Origin of the sequence: Corallococcus exercitus (genome assembly GCF_042231735.1) — a bacterium.
GTDB classification, from domain to species: domain Bacteria; phylum Myxococcota; class Myxococcia; order Myxococcales; family Myxococcaceae; genus Corallococcus; species Corallococcus exercitus_B.
In genome coordinates this window covers 8,899,759-8,919,443 of the sequence record NZ_CP102577.1, presented here as the reverse complement: position 1 = coordinate 8,919,443, position 19,685 = coordinate 8,899,759, and the positions used below count along the sequence as shown (strand labels likewise).

The window sequence follows — 19,685 nt, the reverse complement described above, 5'->3', positions numbered from 1 at the left end:
GCCTGCCATTGAAGACCTGATGACAGCAGATATCGCCTGACGCGACACCCACGGCAGATAACGCCTGTCTTGAGAACCCAGCCCATACACAGACATCCATTTCCGACACTGGAGGCTGGACGTGCCGTTGGGGGGTGGGGGCGCTGGAGCTGGCCGGGAGGCGACTGACGCCTCAGCGGTGCTGGAGGAGGAAGCGGGCCTCGTCCCACACGAGCCCGTAGCGGCGCAGGAGGTCCTCGAGGCCCGCTCCCGCCGGGGGTGGATGGGCGATGGATTGGAAGCGGATCAGCTGGAGCGTCCGGTCGGAGGCCGCGGAGACGAGGAGCGCTCCGTCCGGGGAGAAGGCCAGGCCCGACAGGAAGGCCTGCTGGCCCGAGAAGGTCCCCATGAGCTCGCCGGAAGGCAGGCTCCAGACCTTCACGCCTTCATCCAGGCCCGACGAGGCCAGGAAGCGGCCATCCGGCGACAGGGCCAGGGCCAGCACGCCCACGGTCTTCTCATCCATCGTCTTCAACAGCCGGCCCTGCTCCACGTCCCAGACGCGCAGGGGCTGCCGCATGCCCGCCGTCACCAGGTGGGGCTCGGACGGGGTGAAGACCACGGCGCGCACGGGCTCGCCCATGTCGAGCCGCAGCAGGGGCTGACGCCGCTCCACGTCCCAGGTGCGCACCGTCTTGTCCGCGCCGCCCGACGCGAGCCTGCGCCCCGTGCTGTCGAAGGCCAGGGCCCAGACCTTGCCGGTGTGGCCCTGGAGCAGCCCCACGGGCCTGCCGTCAGGCACCGACCAGAGGTGGATGTCCGGCTCACCCGCCACCGCGACGAGCGTCCCGTCCGGACTGAAGGCCACCGCGCGCACGGAGCCCTTCCCCCCGGGCAGCTCCAGCAGCACCCGCCCCGAACGCGCGTCCAGAATCAATGCCTTGCCCTTCAGCGTGCCCACCGCGATGCGCTCACGGTCCGGGCTCACCGCCAGGGACACCGCGGACTCCGTGCCTCCCGGCTCCGAACGGAGGTCGTTCCCATCCGCGAGGCGCCACCGCCGCCAGCCGTCCTCACCGCCAGCAAGCAACTCACGCTCCTGGGAGAACACGACCGCCTCCGGCCAGACGGCATGTCCGCGCAGCAGCACCTCCGCGGGGACCTCCGGCCGGCGCCACAGGGTGAGGACGCCGTCCATCCCGCCCGAAGCGAACGTGCGCCCATCCGGCGACAGGGCCACGCTCATCACGAAGGAGTGATGCGCGTCCAGCCGCTCCAGCAGCGCGCCGCTCGTCCCGTCAATGAGCTGCACACGCCCGTCCCATCCGCCCTGGACCAGGAGCTGGAACCGGCCGTCGATGGCGGCGACGGAGACGCTGCCGGAGCTGCGCAGCACGTCGGTCAGCTGTCCGGACCGGGCGTCCCAGAAGCGCACGGTCCGGTCGGCCGCCGCCGTCATGAGGCGCTGTCCGTCCGAGGAGAACGCGCCCGCCTCCACCTTCTCCTCGTGCCCCGCGAGCCGGTGCACCTCCTTGCGCGACGTCAGGTCCCAGACCCGCGCGCTCCGGTCCGCGCTCGTCGACAGGAGCCGTCCGCCGTCCGGGGAGAAGGCGACGGCGATGACGTTGTCGTCGTGCTCGAAGCGCAGCTGCTCGGCGCCGGTCCCGGCGTTCCAGACGCGGACCGCCTTGTCCAGGCCACCGGAGGCCAGCCGGCCGCCGTCAGGAGAGAAGGCCAGCCCGAGCACGACGTCGGCATGGCCCGGAATCACCGCGTGCTGCCGGCCCTGGCGCCAATCCCAGACACGGAGCTCCCCGGGCCTGCCCGCGGAAGCCAGCCAACGGCCGTCCGGTGAGAAGGCGACGGCGTGGACCTCGGCCGTGTGGCCCTTCAGCTCGGCCAGCAGCTCGCCGCGCTCCACGTCCCAGAGCCGGACGACGGAGTCGTAGTGCCCGGAGGCCAGCACCCGGCCGTCCGGCGTGAACGCCAGGGCCAGCACCGAGCCCTGAATCTGCTTCGACCAGCGCAGCGTGGAGGCGTGGTCCACCGCCCGGCCCTGCCCCCACTGCGCGGCGAGCGAGTCCCGCGACGCCCGGGCCAGCGCGAACGCCGCCGCCGCCACGCCCCACTGCCTGGACTCGGTGGCCGCCTCCCCCTTCGCCGCATAGATGCGGGCGCGCAGGTCCCGCTCCTTCGCGGTGTCCGGCGCGTCGCCACTGGGGGACCGGTGTGCCGAACAGGAAGCAAGCAACAGCGCGAGACACCACCACCGCATGGGGCTCCTCCTGGGAACGGGGCACGGCTTGCCTGGGCGCGGAGCGTCCGCACCTTTGGGCCAGGACCGTACCCCGGAGCTGGGAGGAAGCCATGCCCGACAAGGCGACCGTTGGACGAGCGAAGAAGGACCTGCGCGAGGGCAAGAGCCCCAGCACCGCGGCGGGCGAGTTCGTGCGCGAGGAGCTGGAGCACATCCGCGAAGGCCAGCACGGCGCCCGTTCTCCGAAGCAGGCCATCGCGATTGGCCTGTCGAAGGCACGTCGCGCGGGTGTGCCATTGAAGGCGCCCACGAAGGAGCAGGCCCCGGAGCGCACGCGGCGCGCGGCGAAGCAGGACCTGGAGGTGGGCCAGCAGGAGCGCAAGCCCCGGGCGCCGTCGAAGAAGCGGAGCAAGGCCACGCTGGGCGCGCTCAAGCGCGAGGGCCGGCAGGCGGCGTCCAAGCAGGCCCTGTCCGCCCAGGCGAAGACCGCCGCGCGCAAGCGGAAGGCCGCCTCCAAGCAAGCCCCTTCCGCGAAGGCGAAGACCGCCACGCCGAAGCGTTAGGCCCCCGGACATCCCTGCCGCCCACCTCCCGCCCACCCTGCCGCCCGACGCGTTCCCAACCGGTCCGACAGTCGGACAGGTTTCCGCGGCCACGGTCGTCCAAGACCTGTCCGACTGTCGGACAGGTTCATGCGGTGCGCCCCGGACGGGGGAGTCCCCTCGGGGCTCTCACCTTCTCTCATCCCCGGGGACCACGTTCAGGCTACAGGCCCGTCGGATAGGTCTCCGGCGCTTCGCCGCGCTCCCAGCCGGCGGTGCGCTCCAGCGGCTCGAGCGCTCGCGTCTCATCGAGGTGCAGCATCGCGTCGAACTGCTCCGGCAGCCGGGTGTGGAAGTAGTGGCTCATGCGCTCCGTGTCGGGCCGGTAGATGACGCCGATGGCCCGCTGCAGGCGCCGCTCGCGGAGGGCTCCGGCGGCCTCTCCCAGCTCGCGGAGGTCCAACAGGAAGCCCGGCAGCCCGACCTGGTGGAAGAGGGACTCGTAGCTGCGCGGCAGCCCATGGCGGACCTTCTTCCGCTCGGCGGCCCCGCCCCAGTTGGAGGCCGCGGTGACGGTGCCCCGGTACGTGCTGAAGCCGATGAGCCGCGTCGCGCCCGGGTGCCGCTGGCGCGTCAGCTGCCCCAGGTTCACCTCGCCCGCGCCCCCCATCTCCGTCGCGCGCGCATCCCCGACGTGGGAGTTGTGCGCCCAGACCACGACCCGCGCCTCTCCCGAGCGCCGCGACAGGAAGCCCAGCAGCGAGTCCAGCGTGTCCGCCATGTGCGTGTCGCGCAGGTTCCAGGACGAGACGCGCCCGTGGAACATCGACCGGTAGTACTCCTCCGCGTTCCGGACGACGCGCGCGTTCTGCTCCGCCTCGAACTGCGCGTCCTCCGCCGCGTGCCCGTCCCGGTGCAGCAGGGACTCGCGCTCCCGCTGCAGCTCCCGGAGCTGGGCGATGACCTGGCGCTCGCAGTCCGCTGACAGCCCCAGCGACGTGGCGTGGCCGTAGTCCTGCGGATCCTCTCCGAAGTGCTCGAAGCACGCGTAGCGGTGCCGGGCGCGCTTCGCGGCCTCCGGATCCGCCTGGTCCAGGTACTTCAGCACCGAGCCCATGGAGGCATGGAGGCTGTAGAGGTCCAGCCCGTAGAACCCGACCTTCTCTCGCGCCGGGCGCCGGTCGTTGTGCGTCCGCAGCCAGCCCGCGAAGTCCAGCACGTCCGCGTTGCGCCACATCCACGAGGGGAAGCGCTGGAAGTCGGAGAGCGACTCCACCGCATCCGCGTCCGTGCCCATCGCGCGCACGTAGCGGTTGATGCGGTACGCGTCCGGCCAGTCCGCCTCCACCGCGACGGCGGTGAAGCCCTTCTCCTTGATGAGCCGCCGCGTCAGGAGCGCGCGCAGCCGGTAGAACTCGTGCGTGCCGTGGGTCGCCTCGCCAATGAGCACGCACCGCGCGTCTCCCACCAGCTCCATCAGGGTCTCGAAGTCCTCCGGCGTCCCCTGGAGCGGCCGCACGGTCTCCGCGATGGCTCGCACCAGCAGTGCGTCCTCCTGGGTCGCCATGGTGTCTCCTCCCGTTCTCTTCAAGGGTTGGGTCGCCCCCGCGTGGAAGGAAGGCAGCGGGCAGCCAGGCGGCGCCCAAGTCCCTGGGACTCCACGGAAACTCTTACCTTCAGAGAATCAAGCAACTCCCGGCTCGGAGGGGGCGATAACTCCTCGCAAAGGACTCCCCCCATGACCCAGATCAAATCCCCCACGGGCTTCGTGTCGTCGCTGAAGACCGCCCTGAAGACGGCCAGCACGGACGGCAAGGCAGTGGGCGCTCCGGCCCTGAAGAAGGCGCTTCAGGGCACCGACGCCGGCAAGCTGAGCCCCCAGCAGAAGAACCAGGTGCGTGACGCCTTCGAGCAGGTGAAGTTGACCCCGAAGGCCCGTGAGCTCGCGGACAGCTTCGTCAAGGGCAAGAACGACAGCATCCTGAACCCGGACGACGGCGTCATCGTGAAGGTCGTCGCGGACGACCCCCTCCGTGGCGGCAACACGGGCGGCTCGAGCATCCAGAACCCGGACGACGGCGTCATCGTGAAGATCGTCGCGGACGACCCCCTCCGCGGCGGGGGCAACACGGGCGGCCCCAGCTTCAAGCCCCCGGCGGACAGCGGCGTGGTGAAGGTCATGATGGACGACCCCACCCGTGGCTCGAAGCTGCCGGACCTCAAGCCGCTGGATGGCGGCATCGTGAAGGTCAAGATGGACAGCCCGGTCTGAACGACCGGCGGACGAAGTCACGGTCCCCATGACGTCTCGCAAGAAGGTCGTGGTCATCGGCTCGCGTTCGGATGACGCCACCCGCTTCGTCGCTGAAGCGGTGGAGCGTCGCCGCGCGCGAGCCGTCGTCCTGGAGACGGACCGGGTGCCGGACTCCGCCGCATTGAGCTGGGAGGACGGCGACGTGCACTGGGACGGTGAATGTCTCAGTGACCTGCGCTCCTTCTACCTCAAGAACGTGCGCCTCTCGCTCCCGGTCCCCGAGGCCGAGGCCCTGTCCGGGCGCAACTTCCCGCGCTGGCAGGAGCAGTACCTGGCGGAGCGGGAGCGCCAGTCGTTCCTCCACTCCGTGCTGCGCTCGCTCCACCGGCGCGGCGGCTCGTTCGTCAATCCGCTGGAGGCGGTGGAGCTGCACTACCTGAAGCTGCACCAGCTGGCCCTGCTGCGCCGTCACCGCATCCCCGTCCCCAGCAGCCTGGCCACCGCGTCACCGGACGCGGTGCGCGAGTTCGTCGCGCGCCACGGGTCCGTCATCTACAAGCCCCTGGGCGGCGGCGCGCTGGTGCGCAAGGTGGAGGAAGCGGACCTCACCGACGAACGGCTCCAGCTGCTCGCCAACTGCCCCGTGCTGTTCCAGGAGCAGGTCATCGGCGACGAGTTCCGCGCCTACGTGCTCGACGGCGAGCCCGTGGCCGCCTTCCACATTCCCACCGACGGCGTGGTGGACGCACGGCAGAACCTGCACCGGGTGAAGCCCGCCCGCCTGCCGAAGGAAGCCTGGGCGGTGTGCCTCAAGGGAGCCAGGGCGCTGGGCATGGTCTTCACGGCGGTGGACCTGCGGCGCACGCCCGAGGGCGCCTTCGTGGCGCTTGAATTCAACCCCACTCCCGCCATCTCCTTCTTCGATGATCCGCGCGACGGCAAAGTCATCACCCGGCTCGCCAGCTACCTCGTCTCCAAGGCCTGAGCGTCCGAGCGGGTTCTTCATCGCGGACTTCGCCGACAGCATCTTCGGCCCCGTCCACCCTCCGAAGCCGGAGGTGTTCCCGCCGTCCGCGACCGCCTGGACGCGGCTCGCGTCCCCGTCCGAGACACTGCACGCAGCCATCCGCCGGGAGTTCGCCGCAGGTGGCCGGGTGCTGCACGTCTGTCTCCGGGACGTCCTCGTCCCCGAGCGCGCCGAGGCGATGCACCAGGCCCTGCGCGACGCGCGCTTCGTGCGCCACCACCACGGCGCCTATGCCCTGCACATCGCGCCGCTGGACCAGCAGGCGCCCTCCGCCCTGACGGACTTCTGCGCGTGGCTCAAGAGTGGGGACGGCGCGGCCTTCCACGCCGCGCTGGTGGGCTGGCCCGAGCCCCTGGAGACCCGGCAGGTGCAGGTGTCGCGCATGGAGGTGGGCGAGCACTTCCCCGAGCACCGGGACACGGACGAGGAAGGGCTCGCCGTCGTCTACAACTTCACGCGCCCCTGGGAGGACCGCTTCGGCGGAGTCCTCACCTTCCGGCATCCGGAAGCGGACGCGGACCTGATGCGCGTCCCGCCGCTCTTCAACTCGGTGTTCATCTTCCGCGCGAGGGGCGCCCCCCACCGCGTGACGGAGTGGACAACCGCGGCGCAAGGCCACCAGCGCTACTCCGTCACTGCCTTCATCCTCGCGAAGCGCTGAGCGCCCGGGGCTACACTCGAGCGCATGTCCAACCATGGCAAAGCGCTTCGCGGTCTTTCCCAGACACGGCTCGCCAACCTGACGTCCGCCCTGCGCGGCCACGTCGAGCGAGGAGAGCTGCCCGGCCTCGTCGCGCTGGTGGCGCGCGGGGACACCGTGCACGTCGACGCGCTTGGAACGAAGGACCTCGCCCCGGGTCCGCCCATGAGGCGGGACAGCCTCTTCCGCCTCGCGTCCATGGCCAAGCCCATCACGGCGGTGGCCACGCTGATGCTCGTGGAGGAAGGGAAGCTGTCGCTCGACGGCGCCGTGGATCCGTGGCTGCCGGAGCTGGCGAACCGCCGCGTCCTGCGCAGGCCCGATGGCCCGCTCGACGACACCGTTCCCGCGAAGCGCGCCATCACCGTGCGCGACCTGCTCACGCTGCGCTGGGGGTTGGGCGCGGTGATGGCGCCGCCCGGCACACATCCCATCCAGCGGGCCATGTCCGAGGCCCGGGTGGCGCCCGGCTTCCACGCCCTCACGGATCCGCCCGACGAGTTCATGCGCCGGCTGGGCACACTGCCGCTCCTCCATCAACCCGGAGAGCGGTGGGCCTATCACACGGGCTATGAGGTCCTGGGCGTGCTGGTCGCGCGAGCATCAGGCATGCGCTTCGACGACTTCCTGCGCGAGCGGCTCTTCGTGCCGCTGGGCATGAAGGACACCGCGTTCGTCGTGCCCGAGGAGAAGCTCGACCGGCTCACGACGGCCTACGCTCGCGACCCGGCCACGGGCAGGCTGGAGGCCTGGGACACGCCCGCGAACAGCTACTGGTCGCGGCCTCCCGCCTTCCTCTCGGGAGGAGGCCAGGGCGGGCTGGTGTCCACGGCGGATGACCTCCTGGCCTTCTGCCGGATGCTGCTGGGCGGCGGTCAGGCCGGGGGCACCCGCCTGCTGTCCCACGCGAGCATCCAGGCGATGCTGACGGATCAGATTCCGGAGGAGAAGAAGGCCGCCTCACCCTTCTTCCCCGGCTTCTGGGACGCGTCCGGGTGGGGCTTCGGAGGGTCCGTCACCACGAAGCCGGACGGCGTCTCCCCTACCGCTGGTCGCTACGGCTGGGCTGGCGGCTACGGCCCGATGTTCTTCATCGATCCCCAGCAGGACCTGACAGCCCTCCTGCTGATCCAGCGGAGGATGCAGGGCCCCGACGACGAGGCCCTGGCCATGGAGTTCTCCAAGGGCGCGTACGGGGCGCTGGAGGACTGAGGCGCGGCCCTCAGAGCGCCGGGGCGGGGGTCGCGCCGGGCTGGGCACTCGCGGTGGTGGACGGGGCGCCGCTCCGCGCGGCGGCATCCAGGTTCGCGAGGCCCCGCTCGAAGTCCTTGCCGAGCATCGTGTCCATGTTGACGACGAGCGACATCACCTTGCCCATCAGGGTGTTCTCGCCCTCCATGCTCCAGCTCACGCGGGTGCCGCCGTTCTCGGGCGTGAGCGTGAAGACGGCCTGGTTCGTGGCTTCGAACGGCTTGAAGAACTCCAACTTGAGGACGACGCGCGCGCCGGGCTGGCTCTCCACGATGGTCATGCGGCCATCCCCGGCCTTGCCGCCGCCGTAGGTGAAGCTGGCGCCCGGTCCTTCGTCAGGCCCCGCGAAGGACTGGGTCACGCCGGGCGCGGGCTCGGAGCGGTACGGGTTCCACGTGTCGAACCGGCGCAGGTCGTTGATCAGCGCGAAGACGGTGGCCGGGGGCGCGGCCACGTGCGCGTTGCGCTCGATGCGGAAGCGGTCCGGCCGGGTGGCGACGAAGACGCCCAGCGCGACGACGAGGATGAGGGCGGCGATGGCGAGCTTTGCGAGCATGGAAGGCTCCTTGTTCGATGGCAGAGGTGCTCCCGGGTGAGCGGGAGGGTTCATCTCCACGTCGAACGAGGGGCCGCGGAATCGACACGGCATTTCCGCCCCCTTTTTCCGGAGGCGGAGTCTCCTACCTGGGCACACCCGGGAGGAAAGGTCACTTCCCCGCGGGTCGGAGCGCCTGGAGCCGAGCCTTGTCCAGCTTCGCGGCGACGCCCACGCTGCGCCCCGCGAGGTTCGCGACGACGTACTGCACGGAGCTGCCCAGCACCTGCGCGCTCTCCGACAGCGTGAGCCCGTAGTCCTGTTCCAGCCACTGCGTCAGGCCCTGCGTCGCCGAGCGCAGGGCCTCATCCAGCGAACCACCCTGCCCCAGCGCCATCAGGTGCGTGGGCGACTCCACCCGGGGCGTCGAGGGCGGCGGCTTGCCATGCAGGACGTCCACGGTGAACTCGACCTCCATGGAGGTCTCCAGCGCGTACTGCGACGTCTCGCCATCGCCCTGCGCGGCGTGCGCGTCCCCCAGGTACAGGAGCGCCCCGGGCTGAGCCACGGGCAGGTAGACGGTGTTGCCCTCCACGACTTCGTTGAAGTCCATGTTGCCGCCGTAGCGGCCCGTGTCGCCGGTGGACAGGGGCGCGGCGCCGAAGCCGGGCGCCACCGCCAGGCCGCCCAGCATGGGCCGCAGCGGCACGGTGAAGGTCTTCAGGCGTTCCGTCGGAGTCTCCGGGGCCGCCACGCCACGCTCGGGGTCGAGCCTCCAGCGCACGGGCTTGCCCAGCTCCGTCGCCTTCGCGGCGAGGCCCGTCGTGAGGGCGCGACCCACGATGCTGTCCAGGCTGTCCGCGAACGTGCGGTTCAGCTTGAGGCGGCGGATGCGGATGGCCAGCGTGTCGCCCGGGTTCGCGGTGGCGATGAAGAACGGCCCCGTCTGCGGATTGCCGAAGAGGGCGCGGGTGACGCCCTTCGCGTCCATGCCACCGGAGTCGAGCGTGGAGGTCCGCACCGTGTCGCCCGGCCAGACCGTCAGCACCGGCGCACGGTGCGCGGTGAACTCGTTGGACCACGAGGTGGGTGTGAAGTCGTGCACGCGCGGAGCCCCAGCGGGACGCACGGGAAGCAACCGGGCCGTGAAGGCGTGTGGCACCCGCGCCTTCGGGTTGTTGCTGTCGGGGTAGTCCGCGGTGCCTCGAAGCGATTCACCATTCACCTTGCCGTCGAAGACGTAGGTCTGTTGACGCGAATCCGTGACGACGAAGTGGACGGCGTTGCCCGTGCGCTCCCCTTTCAGCGCATCCCCGTCCAGTTCCCCGGAGAGCCGCTTCCCGTCGCGCTCCAGGGTGAGCAGTTGATAGGCGGGGTTGCCCCACAGGTCGGTCGTCACGAGCCAGGACTCGGAGGCCGCGAGCGCACTGGCCGGAAGACAGCAGAGGAGGACAGAGAGGGAGCGGAGCATGGGGCGGAGCAGTGTAGAGGAAGGGCCTCGACGCGCGAGGACCTGAAGCACCGAGGGATACCCCCTGGAGCGCCAAGGCTCCGGCCACGGAGGACGACTCCGCCGTTCGGAGCCGGTCCGTACACGGCGCCCCGCGAAGTGGAGCCCGCCCGCTCGCCACCATGTCGCCAGAAGCGCCTCAACATTCCCTGCGACCCGAAGTTCTCCGCGAGGACACGCGCCACACGGAGCGCGGCGTTGGACCGCGACGTGGCACTGAAGCGAACGCCTCAAGGTGGGACCACGGGCAGGGGCGCCCGCCGGGAGCGCTTTGCGCAAACCTGTCCGACTGTCGGACAGGTTTTTGCCGCAGGGGCCCCGGGGGCGCGCTGTCCCGGCAGGTGACGAGGACGGTGGGCCTTCGCGTCCATGTCAGACCCATCTGGTTGGATGGGCGTGGCTTGGGCGAGAAGGGTGGCGGCGATGGTGAGGAGAGGACTCGTGGCGTACGTGGAGGCGCAACTCGAGCGCGCGATTGCGCTGGGGATGCTGCCAAGGGGGCAGTTCGGCTCGGAAGAGAAGCTGGCGCGTGAGTTCGACTGCTGCCGGGGCACCGTGCGCGAGGCGCTGCGGCGGCTGGCGGCGCGGGGGCTGGTGGTGCAGCGCTCCGGACGCAAGACGCGAGCCGTGGCGCTGGATGAATCGCTGACGCTGGAGAATCTGGGCCTGGCGCTGCATCACCGGCACTCCGAGGAAGGCCGACGGCTGCTGGAGGGCTTCTTCAGCCTCAAGCGGCAGGTGCTGGTGGAGCTGCTGGCGGACTGCTGCGCGAAGGCCTCCGAGGCGCAGGTGAGCCAGTTGGAGGCCACCTGCTACGCCCTCTGGGACGCGGCGCACTGGCATCCAGGGGAGCGCTGCGCGCAGCTGGAGTTCGAGTTGCTGCGGCTGGCGGCCCATGCGGCGGCCCGTCCCGGGCACCTGCTCCTCATTCAGTCTCTGCAACGGGCCCTGAGGGGCAACGCGGCCCGGATGCTGTCCTTCATGGGCGGAGAGTCGCTGCGCGAATGGGCCATGTGCGCGATGCATGCCCTGAGCGAGCGCGACGCGCGGGCGCTGACGCACCAACTGCCGGCGCTGCTGAAGGCGTGCGATGAGGGTGTGCTGGACGCTTTCGCCCCCGTCCCCCAGGAGCATGCGTCCCCCGAAGTCCACAGCGCGGAGGAGAGCCTGCTCGAAGACTCCGCGCCAGCCACCGCGCACGACGATGCGCTAGAGGCACGCTCCTGCGTGGAGGTGCATGGCCTCGATGCTCGCGCGTCAGACATCCAGCAGGGCGATGCGCCGGAGGCACACTCCTGCGTGGAGGCGCGTAGCCTTGATACTCGTGCGTCAGACCTCCAGCAGGGCAACACGCCGGAGACACGCCCCAACATTGCGGAGCGTGGCCTTGATGCTCGCGCGTCAGACCTCCAGCAGGGCGACGAACTGAAAGTACGCGCCTGCGTAGAGGAGCGCGGCATCAATGCTCGCGCGTCAGCCCCCGAGCAGGACGATGCGCTGGAGGCGCGCCCCTGTGTGGGGGACCACCGCCTCGGTCGGTTCGCGTCAGTCGCCGAGGACACCGAGGTGCTCAGGGTCGAGCCCTGTCCCCATGAACTGACCTGCCCGGCGGCGACCGATAGCGAGGCGCTGATATCTCCAGCCTCCCACGGGCTCATCCCCTGCGAGCCCGGTGGGAAGTCCTCCGGGGAGGACGTGACGGGAGCCGCATTGGGCGACCTGTCTGACTGTTGGATAGGTTGGGACGCTTCGACTTCGGAGGGAGCTTCCAGTCCGGGGCTCCTCCCTCCGGACTCCGCGGACAAACCCGCGTGACGGTGTGCAAGGAGGACGGACCGCTTCGTGCCCTCCAGGCCTACCCGCCCTCGCTCACTGTCGAACCGGTGGGCTCCATGTCCCTGCCGCCTCCACGGGTGCGTCGGCGCCTCCGTGTGCGCGGACTCTTTCGTCATCGTTGAAGCCGCGCTGTCTCCGTCAGCGCAGCCGCTGACCGAAGGCCCGCAGGCGGTCGCGGGCCTTCAACAGCTTCTCGCGGGGAATGGAGAACACCGCGCGTACACGCTCCGGGTCGCCGCACCACGCTCCGCCGTTGAGCACCACATGCGTGTGCTCGTAGACGATGCGCGGCAGGTTCTCCGGCGTGAGCTTCACGCCATCCACCGAGCGCCCCAGCCACGCCGTCATCGGCGGCGCGAGGAACAGGCCGCCCGCCTCGGTGGCCTCCGCGCGGCCGTCGTCGGGCAGCGCCTCCGCCAGCAGCGCGCGCTTCTCCGCGAGGTCGCGCCGCATCCGCGCCAGGTAGCTCCTCAGCGCCTTGTGCCGCGCGGCATAGAGCAACTGTCCATCCGGCCCCCGTGCATGGGCCGCGTACAGGTACGCCGCCGCGCGCGCGGTGGGCGTGTGCAGCACGCCCGGAGCGCTGTCGCGCAGCGCCGCCACCAGCGCCCGGTCCTTCGTGGCCACCCAGCCCACCCGCAGGCCGCCGGCCGCGAACTCCTTGGACAGCCCACCCAGCAGCACCGTCCGCGCGCCGATGCCCGGCACCGCGCCCTCCAGGGTCACCGGGCTGTGCACCGTCTCCGCCGTGGGATTGGTGAGGTTCACCAGGCCGAAGATTTCATCCGATACCCAGAGGCAGCGCTGCTCCACCACGAACGTCGCCAGCGCCATCAACTCCTCGTGCGACAGGTAGTGGCCCGTGGGGTTCGCCGGCTGCGACAGCACCACCGCGTCCGGCGTCCCGCCTCGCGTGCGGCGTGCCAGCAGCGCGCCCAGCGGCCCGGACTCCACCTCGCATCCCGCCGCGAGGAACGTGGGCGCGAGCACTCCGTAGCAGGGCGTCACCAGGAACACGCGCGGCGCCCGGCCCAGCCGCTGGCGCAGCGCCACTCCCAGGTGGTGCATGAGCGGCCAGACCCCCGGGGCCACGACGACGTCCTCGGGGGCATAGCGGGCCCCTCGCGTCTCCAGCAGGAAGGCCGCCACGGCCTCGGCCAGCCCCGTCTGCGTTGCTTCCGCGCGCGGCGCGACGCCCGCCGCGATGAGCCCCTCCACCAGCGGCAGCGGCAGCGGGCCCTCGTTCTCTCCGTAGTCCAGGCGCACGAGCTCCGGGTCGTCCTCGCGGAAGAACTTCGGCGCGAACGCGGGCAGCTCCGCCAGCCGCTCGATGCGCCGCGAGCGGGGCAGCGGCACCTCCGGCAACCGGTGCGGCGAGGGCGGCTCCGGCTCCGCGAAGGCCATGCGGAAGGCGAGCAGCTCCGAGAAGGTGCGCTCGTAGAACCACTCCGCCAGGACGCTGATGCGCGAGTACGTCACCTCCGCGGCCACCTCCAGGTCCGCGCGCAGCGGCTCCGGCACGGGGAGCAGCAGCGTCAACTCCAGGTCCGGCCACACCGCGTTCTTGATGAGGCCGTACAGGATGACCAGGTTGGGCGCGTGCTGCGTGCGCGCGAGGAACTCGAAGAGGGTGCGCGGCTCCACCTCGCCGGTGATGTTGAAGAAGGCGCTCTCGTCCAGCACCACCCAGATGCCCCGTCGCGCGGCCTCCGCCACGATGTCTCGCAGCACCGCCAGGTTGGTGCGCTCGCCCGGCTCCACCGTCAGGAGCACGGCCTTCACGTCGAAGGCGGTGAGCAGGCGGCGAATTTCCCCCAGCGTGTTGTGCGTCACGGTGGCGCGCACGCCCGCCTTGTCCAGCGCGCGGGCGTAGAGCGGGTGCAGGCTGCGCGACACCAGCACCGTGTCCCCGGGGTCACACGTGGCGAGCAGGAAGGAATAGACGGCCTGCTCCCGCTCCGGCGCGACGAACAGCGAGTCCTCCGACAGCCTCAGGCCGAAGTGGCGGTCCAGGTAGCGGGCCACCAGCCTGCGGAAGGACGCGTCCCCGGCCTCGTGCGCGTAGGGCAGGAAGGGCGCCTGGGACAGCCGCTCCGCGAGCGCCGTGACGAAGCCCAGCTGCTCCGCGGACACGGCCCCCAGGTCCAGCTCCTCCTGGAGCGGCGCGATGCCCAGGGCGCGCAGCGCGGCGCGCAGGGCCAGCGTCTCCCGGGGCAGCGACAGGTGGGCTTCCCATACCGCCACCTCGTGCCAGATGGGATGGCCTGACTGGAGCCAGCCCAGCGCCGTCGCCGCGCGCAGGGGCTCCGGGCTGTGGGCCTCCATGAAGAACTCGAACTCCCGCCCGGTGCGCTGCTCCAGGGACACCAGGGGCCGGATGTCCGTGTCCGCCGCCTGCATCACCCGCCGCGCCACGCGCACCCGGGTGGTGAAGCCTCGCCGGGTGAACATGCGCGCGATGATGGCCCGCCCCGGACGGCCCGCCAGGTTCAGGAGCAGCCGTCCCCCGGGCAGCAGCCGCTCCGGCGCCTCGTTGAGCAGCCGCGCGATGAGCCCCAGGCCGAAGTGGTCCTCGTAGACGTTCTGCAACGAGGTGTAGTTGGACAAGTCCAACAGCGCCTGCTCATCCGCCTGCGCCAGCTCCGCGGGCAGCTCGTCGCCGCGCAGCACCTGCGGGATGCACCCGACGATGAAGTCCCACTCCGGCCTCTGTGGCAGGCCGAGCAGCAGGTCGCTCTCGCCAAAGGACAGCCGCGACACCAGCTGCTCGTCACCGTTGAGCCACGCGTTGCACAACCCCACCGCCGGGGCCTGCGGGTTCAGGTCCAGCCCCCGGATGCGCGCGAGCCCCGTGAACTTCGCCAGCGCGATGCAGATCCACCCGGACCCGGAGCCCACCTCCACCAGCTGCTTGCCGGCGTACTCGTCCAGCGGGACCTTCAGGAGTCCCTCCAGGAAGGTGAAGGCCCACGCCTCGGGCGCGAAGATGGACGGCGGAATCAGCAGCTCCAGCCGCTCCTGGGACGCGCCCACCGCCACCACCACCGACGCCAGCCGCAGCGGCGCGCCCTCCGGCTGGTCGCGCGACAGCTCCGCCAGCTCGCGCAGCTCCGCCAGCGCTCGCGGACGCGCGTCCGGCCGGGCCAGCGCCTCGGAAAGCGTACGCAACTGGACAAAGGCTTCACGGGGAGACGCGGGATAGGTGACCATGGCGCGCCTGACTGTCCGGGCCCGCCTGTCCTCTGTCAACGACAGCCTTTCGCGAAAGCCTGACGCATCGCAGTATCGATTTACAGATTGTCATTCCCAGTTTACATGGGAAAACTTGAGTCAAACGCCAGTATGCAGGGTGCTCACCGGGCGGCCCCTCTCGTCCGGTGAGGACGCCCCATGAAAAGACAGTCGCAACTGGCCTTGCTCGCGGTGTTCGCCGTCATCCTGATACACGCGCAGCCGGCCCAGGCGCAGATCGCCGCCGCGCACGTGTATCACAATCACATGCCCAACTTCTGGGCGTACTACGACCTGACCCAATACAACGCGACCCCGGTGGGCGGCCCCATCCGCTACGCGTATGACGGGCAGGTCATTCAAATCAAACAGTCACCGCCGGCCAACTACACCTATTTCCTGCCGTCGGGCGCGCCCATGCCGCACGACGACCTGGTGACGTACTACTCGCACCACGCGAAGGTGGGCGCGTATCAGTTCTGGCCTCCGGACGTCGCCGCGGACATGAAGAACAATGCCTCCACGGGGCAGGTCCACGTCACCATGTCCGGCGCGGTGGTGAACAACGTCAACGACCTGGTCACCCGCAGGAACGTCACCGGCTACGACAACGCCAACTGGGGCGCGACCTGGCGGGACCGCTACGCCAACCTGCGCACGCCCGCGGGCAACCGCTCGCTGGACCTCATCCACTTCACGGGCCACCACTCCATGGGCCCGCTGGTGGGGCCGGACTACTTCCTCAAGGACCTCATCTACCAGAGCGCCACGCTGTCCCAGTCGTACTTCCTGGGCAGCGGCTTCACGTCCTCCAAGGGCTTCTTCCCCACGGAGCTGGGCTTCTCCGAGCGGCTCATCCCCACGCTGGCGAAGCTGGGCGTGAAGTGGTCCGTCATTGGTGACAACCACTTCTCCCGCACGCTGAAGGACTACCCGTTCCTCAACGACCCGGGCTCCGACACGCTGGTGTCGCCGCCCAACCGCGCGGACCTGCAGAACACCAGCACCGTGGGCGCCTGGGTGAGCGAGCCCATGGCGCACGAGCAGCAGGTCATCCGCAACAAGTACCCCTTCGCCTCCACGCCGCACTGGGTGCGCTACGTGGACCCGGCCACGGGCGCCGAGTCGCGCGTCGTGGGCATCCCCGTCAACCAGAACGGCTCCTGGCTGGAGGGTTGGGAGGGCCAGGCCACGGTGGACGTGGTGGGCCTGCGCAACTTCGAGGGGCTGACGCCCCAGAAGCAGTTCTTCGTGCTCGCGCATGACGGAGACAACTCGGGCGGACGCGCGGGTTCGCTCGACACATGGCTCAACGGCCGCGCCGTCACCTGCACCGGCGGCGTGCAGTGCCTGGGCATCGACGAGTACCTGGTCAACCACACGCCCGCCTCCACGGACGTGGTGCACGTGCAGGACGGCTCCTGGGTGGACACGCGCGACTCGTCGTCGGACCCGCAGTGGCACCACTGGCGGCTGCCCTTTGGCATCTGGAAGGGGCAGTTCCCGGCGTTCAACTCCGCCACCGGCCTCAACCTGGCGCCCAAGACGAACCTGAGCGGCGTGCAGGAGGGCATGACGGTGTCGCTGGAGCACGGCTGGCACTACCTGGAGCGCAACTTCGCGCTGCTCCAGGCCGCGCTCAACTACGCCAAGACGTCCGAACAGCTCTGGCTGGACGCGCACCCCAACCACTGGAAGCCCACCACGGCGCTGGATTCCCAAATCACCCACGCGGGCAACCAGCTCAACCCGTGGATGCTGTCCTTCCCGGTGAAGGGCGACGCCGCGAATGACTGGGCGGGCGGCGCGAACCCCGCGGAGTTGGCCTGGTACTTCCTCCTGCCGGCCATGGACTCCGGCTTCGGCTACTACGACGAGAACGTGGACGACAACGTGAAGCCCACGCTGTCCTTCAACCAGTCGCTCTACTTCTCCAAGCCGTACGTGCAGGACCGGCTGGCCCAGGACCGCACGGGCCCGTCCGTCTGGTGGCCGCAGCGCTGGCCGTACAACCCGGGCAGCGCCAACACGGACAAGTCCGAAGGGTGGACGCTGCACCACTTCGACAACACCTTCGCGCTGTACACCTACGCGTTCGACGTCAGCGGCATCACCAGCATCAAGGCGCGCGTGCGCGTGCACGCCGCGAAGAGCATCGACCCGCTGGACAACACGCCCCGCGTCTATGACCCGGCGGCGCTGAAGGCGGCGGGCGTGCCCAACATCGACCCGGCGCGCGTGGGCGCGTGGGTGGACCATCCGCTCCAGCGCCGTGAGTTGCGGCCGGTGATGAATGGCGTGGCCTGGCAGCCGGCGCACCTGCCGGTGATGCAGAAGGTGGCCGCACAGGAGATTGGCGACCTCTACTACGTCTACCTGAGCGCCTACCGCGACCAGGTGCTCGACTACTACATCGAGGCCACCGACTCGCGCGGCAACGTCACCCGGAGCGAGATCCAATCCGTCTACGTGGGCGCGGGCAGGTACCGGCAGGAGGGCGGCAAGTACATTGAAGACCTCAACGGCCCGGTGACGGGCACGTACCCGTTCCTCCGCGTGGACACCACCGCGCCGTCCGTCCCCACGGGGCTCGCGGCGACGCGCACGGACCGCTCCGTGACGCTCACCTGGACGGCGTCCTCGGACAACGTCGGCGTGACGGGCTACCTCGTGTTCCGCAATGGCACCCAGGTCGGCACGCCCGCGGCGACGCGCTACACCGACAGCGGGCTCACGGCGGGCACCGCGTACAGTTACACCGTGCGGGCGCGGGACGCGGCGGGCAACACGTCCGCGGCGAGCAGCGCGCTCTCCGTCACCACCCTGCCCCCGGACACCACGGCGCCGTCCGCGCCCACGGGGCTGAGTGTCTCGGGCGTCACCAGCTCGTCGGTGGTGCTCAGCTGGACGGCCGCCACGGACAACTACGGGGTGAGTGATTACCTCGTGTTCCGCAATGGCACACAGGTGGCGGCGCCCACGGCGACGACGTACACGGACACGGGGCTGTCCTCGAGCACGGCATACAGCTACACCGTGAGGGCTCGCGATGCGGCCGGGAACACCTCCGCCGCCAGCGCGGCGCTCTCCGTCACCACCGGCCTGGGGTACACGACGACGGTCTATTACAAGAAGGGCTTCACCACGCCGTACCTCCACTACCGCCCCGCGGGCGGCACCTGGACCACCGCCCCCGGCGTGCTCATGCCGGACGCGGAGGTGGCGGGCTACGCGAAGTACACGGTGAACCTGGGCTCCGTGCAGCAGCTGGAGGCCGTCTTCAACAACGGCAGCGGCACGTGGGACAACAACAACGGCGGCAACTACCTGTTCCCCACGGGCACCTCCACCTTCAACGCCGGGGTCATCACGGCGGGTGGGCCGGTGAGTGACACCACCGCGCCCTCGGTGCCCTCGGGCCTCACGTCTCCGTCCAAGTCCGCGACGACGGTGTCGCTGAGCTGGACCGCGTCCACGGACAACGTGGGAGTGACGGGCTACCTCGTGTTCCGCAATGGCACGCAGGTCGGCACGCCCACGGCGACGAGCTACACGGACACGGGGCTGTCCTCGAACACGGCCTACAGCTACACGGTGAGGGCGCGCGACGCGGCGGGCAACACGTCCGCGGCGAGCACGGCGCTCTCCGTCACCACCAGCACGGGCAATTCCGCGACCGTCTATTACAAGAAGGGCTACGCCACGCCGTACCTCCACTATCGCCCCGCGGGCGGCACGTGGACGACGTCACCGGGCGTGGCCATGGCGACGGCGGAGGTGGCGGGCTACGCGAAGGTCACGGTGAGCCTGGGCTCGGCCACGCAGCTGGAGGCCGTCTTCAACAACGGCAGCGGCACGTGGGACAACAACGGCGGGCTCAACTACTTCTTCCCCGCGGGCACCTCCACGTTCAACGCGGGGAGCATCTCCTCGGGAGCTCCGTCGCAGGACACCACCGCGCCCTCGGTGCCTTCGGGCCTGACGGCTCCGTCGAAGACGGCGACCACCGTGTCGCTGACGTGGACGGCGTCCACCGACGCGAGCGGCATCGCGGGCTATGACGTGTATCGCAATGGTTCGCTGGTGGGCTCGCCCACGACGGCCAGCTACACGGACACGGGGCTGACGGTGGGCACGGCGTACAGCTACACCGTGCGGGCTCGGGACACGGCGGGCAATGCGTCCGCGCAGTCCTCGGCCCTGTCCGTCACCACGTCCACCAGCGGGGCCACGGTCACCTTCAACGTCACGGCGAGCACCGTGATGGGGCAGAGCGTGTACGTGGTGGGCAGCGTCGCCGCGCTGGGGAGCTGGAGCCCCGCGAGCGCCGTCCTGCTGTCCGCGGCCAACTACCCCACGTGGGGCGCGGCCGTCGGGCTGCCGGGCTCCACGGCGATTGAGTACAAGTTCATCAAGAAGGACGCCGCCAACAACGTCACCTGGGAGAGCGGCGCCAACCGCACCCTGACGACGCCGGCCACGGGCAGCACGACCGTGAACGACACCTGGCGCTGAGCCGTGGAAGCCGCCTCGCGGCGGGCCTGGAGCCCGGGCCCACCGCGA

General features: G+C 70.4%; 12 protein-coding genes. 7 read left to right on the top strand and 5 right to left on the bottom strand.

All coding sequences use genetic code 11. From position 1 onward, the window contains the following. Positions 1-172 precede the first annotated feature (172 nt). The gene (locus tag NR792_RS35855) at positions 173-2,254 is read right to left on the bottom strand and encodes a WD40 repeat domain-containing protein (RefSeq protein ID WP_375757207.1); all 2,082 of its coding nucleotides are present in this window, start codon (positions 2,252-2,254) and stop codon (positions 173-175) included. 92 nt (positions 2,255-2,346) lie between these two features. Here NR792_RS35855 and NR792_RS35850 point away from each other — a divergent pair, with 92 nt between their 5' ends. After that, on the top strand, positions 2,347-2,799 hold the full coding sequence (locus NR792_RS35850; protein ID WP_375757206.1) for a DUF6496 domain-containing protein: 453 nt from the start codon (positions 2,347-2,349) through the stop codon (positions 2,797-2,799). Positions 2,800-3,001: 202 nt separating this feature from the next. On the opposite strand, the gene NR792_RS35845 is transcribed toward NR792_RS35850, so the two are convergent. Then, entirely contained in the window at positions 3,002-4,345 is a 1,344-nt protein-coding gene (locus NR792_RS35845) for an erythromycin esterase family protein (RefSeq protein ID WP_375757205.1), read from the bottom strand. Between the two features lie 171 nt (positions 4,346-4,516). On the opposite strand from NR792_RS35845, the gene NR792_RS35840 reads away from it, so the two are divergent. The 4 genes from NR792_RS35840 to NR792_RS35825 all read left to right on the top strand — a co-directional run bounded on the left by NR792_RS35840 (position 4,517) and on the right by NR792_RS35825 (position 7,971). Beyond that, positions 4,517-5,050 carry a hypothetical protein gene (locus NR792_RS35840; protein ID WP_375757204.1) on the top strand — a complete coding sequence of 178 codons (534 nt, stop codon included), beginning with the start codon at positions 4,517-4,519 and terminating at the stop codon, positions 5,048-5,050. Positions 5,051-5,078: 28 nt separating this feature from the next. After that, on the top strand, positions 5,079-6,017 hold the full coding sequence (locus NR792_RS35835; protein ID WP_375757203.1) for a RimK family alpha-L-glutamate ligase: 939 nt from the start codon (positions 5,079-5,081) through the stop codon (positions 6,015-6,017). A 73-nt stretch (positions 6,018-6,090) separates the two neighbouring features. After that, the gene (locus NR792_RS35830) at positions 6,091-6,720 is read left to right on the top strand and encodes a 2OG-Fe(II) oxygenase (protein WP_375757202.1); all 630 of its coding nucleotides are present in this window, start codon (positions 6,091-6,093) and stop codon (positions 6,718-6,720) included. A gap of 24 nt (positions 6,721-6,744) precedes the next feature. Next, positions 6,745-7,971 carry a serine hydrolase domain-containing protein gene (locus tag NR792_RS35825; RefSeq protein WP_375757201.1) on the top strand — a complete coding sequence of 409 codons (1,227 nt, stop codon included), beginning with the start codon at positions 6,745-6,747 and terminating at the stop codon, positions 7,969-7,971. A gap of 10 nt (positions 7,972-7,981) precedes the next feature. Here NR792_RS35825 and NR792_RS35820 read toward each other — a convergent pair whose 3' ends face one another. Beyond that, the gene (locus NR792_RS35820; RefSeq protein ID WP_375757200.1) at positions 7,982-8,566 is read right to left on the bottom strand and encodes an SRPBCC family protein; all 585 of its coding nucleotides are present in this window, start codon (positions 8,564-8,566) and stop codon (positions 7,982-7,984) included. A 151-nt stretch (positions 8,567-8,717) separates the two neighbouring features. Further along, complete coding sequence (locus NR792_RS35815) at positions 8,718-9,944, bottom strand: acetamidase/formamidase family protein (protein ID WP_375757199.1); 1,227 nt, start codon at positions 9,942-9,944, stop codon at positions 8,718-8,720. A gap of 552 nt (positions 9,945-10,496) precedes the next feature. Between NR792_RS35815 and NR792_RS35810 the strand changes: the two genes are divergently transcribed. Continuing rightward, the gene (locus NR792_RS35810; RefSeq protein ID WP_375757198.1) at positions 10,497-11,870 is read left to right on the top strand and encodes a FadR/GntR family transcriptional regulator; all 1,374 of its coding nucleotides are present in this window, start codon (positions 10,497-10,499) and stop codon (positions 11,868-11,870) included. Positions 11,871-12,029: 159 nt separating this feature from the next. Here NR792_RS35810 and NR792_RS35805 read toward each other — a convergent pair whose 3' ends face one another. After that, the gene (locus NR792_RS35805) at positions 12,030-15,101 is read right to left on the bottom strand and encodes an aminotransferase class I/II-fold pyridoxal phosphate-dependent enzyme (protein ID WP_375757197.1); all 3,072 of its coding nucleotides are present in this window, start codon (positions 15,099-15,101) and stop codon (positions 12,030-12,032) included. 180 nt (positions 15,102-15,281) lie between these two features. On the opposite strand from NR792_RS35805, the gene NR792_RS35800 reads away from it, so the two are divergent. Further along, on the top strand, positions 15,282-19,637 hold the full coding sequence (locus tag NR792_RS35800; RefSeq protein ID WP_375757196.1) for a carbohydrate binding domain-containing protein: 4,356 nt from the start codon (positions 15,282-15,284) through the stop codon (positions 19,635-19,637). Positions 19,638-19,685: the final 48 nt, after the last annotated feature.

Bases quoted from the DNA above. Each gene is read 5' to 3' on its own strand.
- NR792_RS35855 (WP_375757207.1), bottom strand. From the start codon at position 2,254: ATGCGGTGGTGGTGTCTCGCGCTGTTGCTTGCTTCCTGTTCGGCACAC.
- NR792_RS35805 (WP_375757197.1), bottom strand. From the start codon at position 15,101: ATGGTCACCTATCCCGCGTCTCCCCGTGAAGCCTTTGTCCAGTTGCGT.
- NR792_RS35820 (WP_375757200.1), bottom strand. From the start codon at position 8,566: ATGCTCGCAAAGCTCGCCATCGCCGCCCTCATCCTCGTCGTCGCGCTG.
- NR792_RS35825 (WP_375757201.1), top strand. From the start codon at position 6,745: ATGTCCAACCATGGCAAAGCGCTTCGCGGTCTTTCCCAGACACGGCTC.
- NR792_RS35800 (WP_375757196.1), top strand. From the start codon at position 15,282: ATGAAAAGACAGTCGCAACTGGCCTTGCTCGCGGTGTTCGCCGTCATC.
- NR792_RS35845 (WP_375757205.1), bottom strand. From the start codon at position 4,345: ATGGCGACCCAGGAGGACGCACTGCTGGTGCGAGCCATCGCGGAGACC.
- NR792_RS35835 (WP_375757203.1), top strand. From the start codon at position 5,079: ATGACGTCTCGCAAGAAGGTCGTGGTCATCGGCTCGCGTTCGGATGAC.
- NR792_RS35850 (WP_375757206.1), top strand. From the start codon at position 2,347: ATGCCCGACAAGGCGACCGTTGGACGAGCGAAGAAGGACCTGCGCGAG.
- NR792_RS35840 (WP_375757204.1), top strand. From the start codon at position 4,517: ATGACCCAGATCAAATCCCCCACGGGCTTCGTGTCGTCGCTGAAGACC.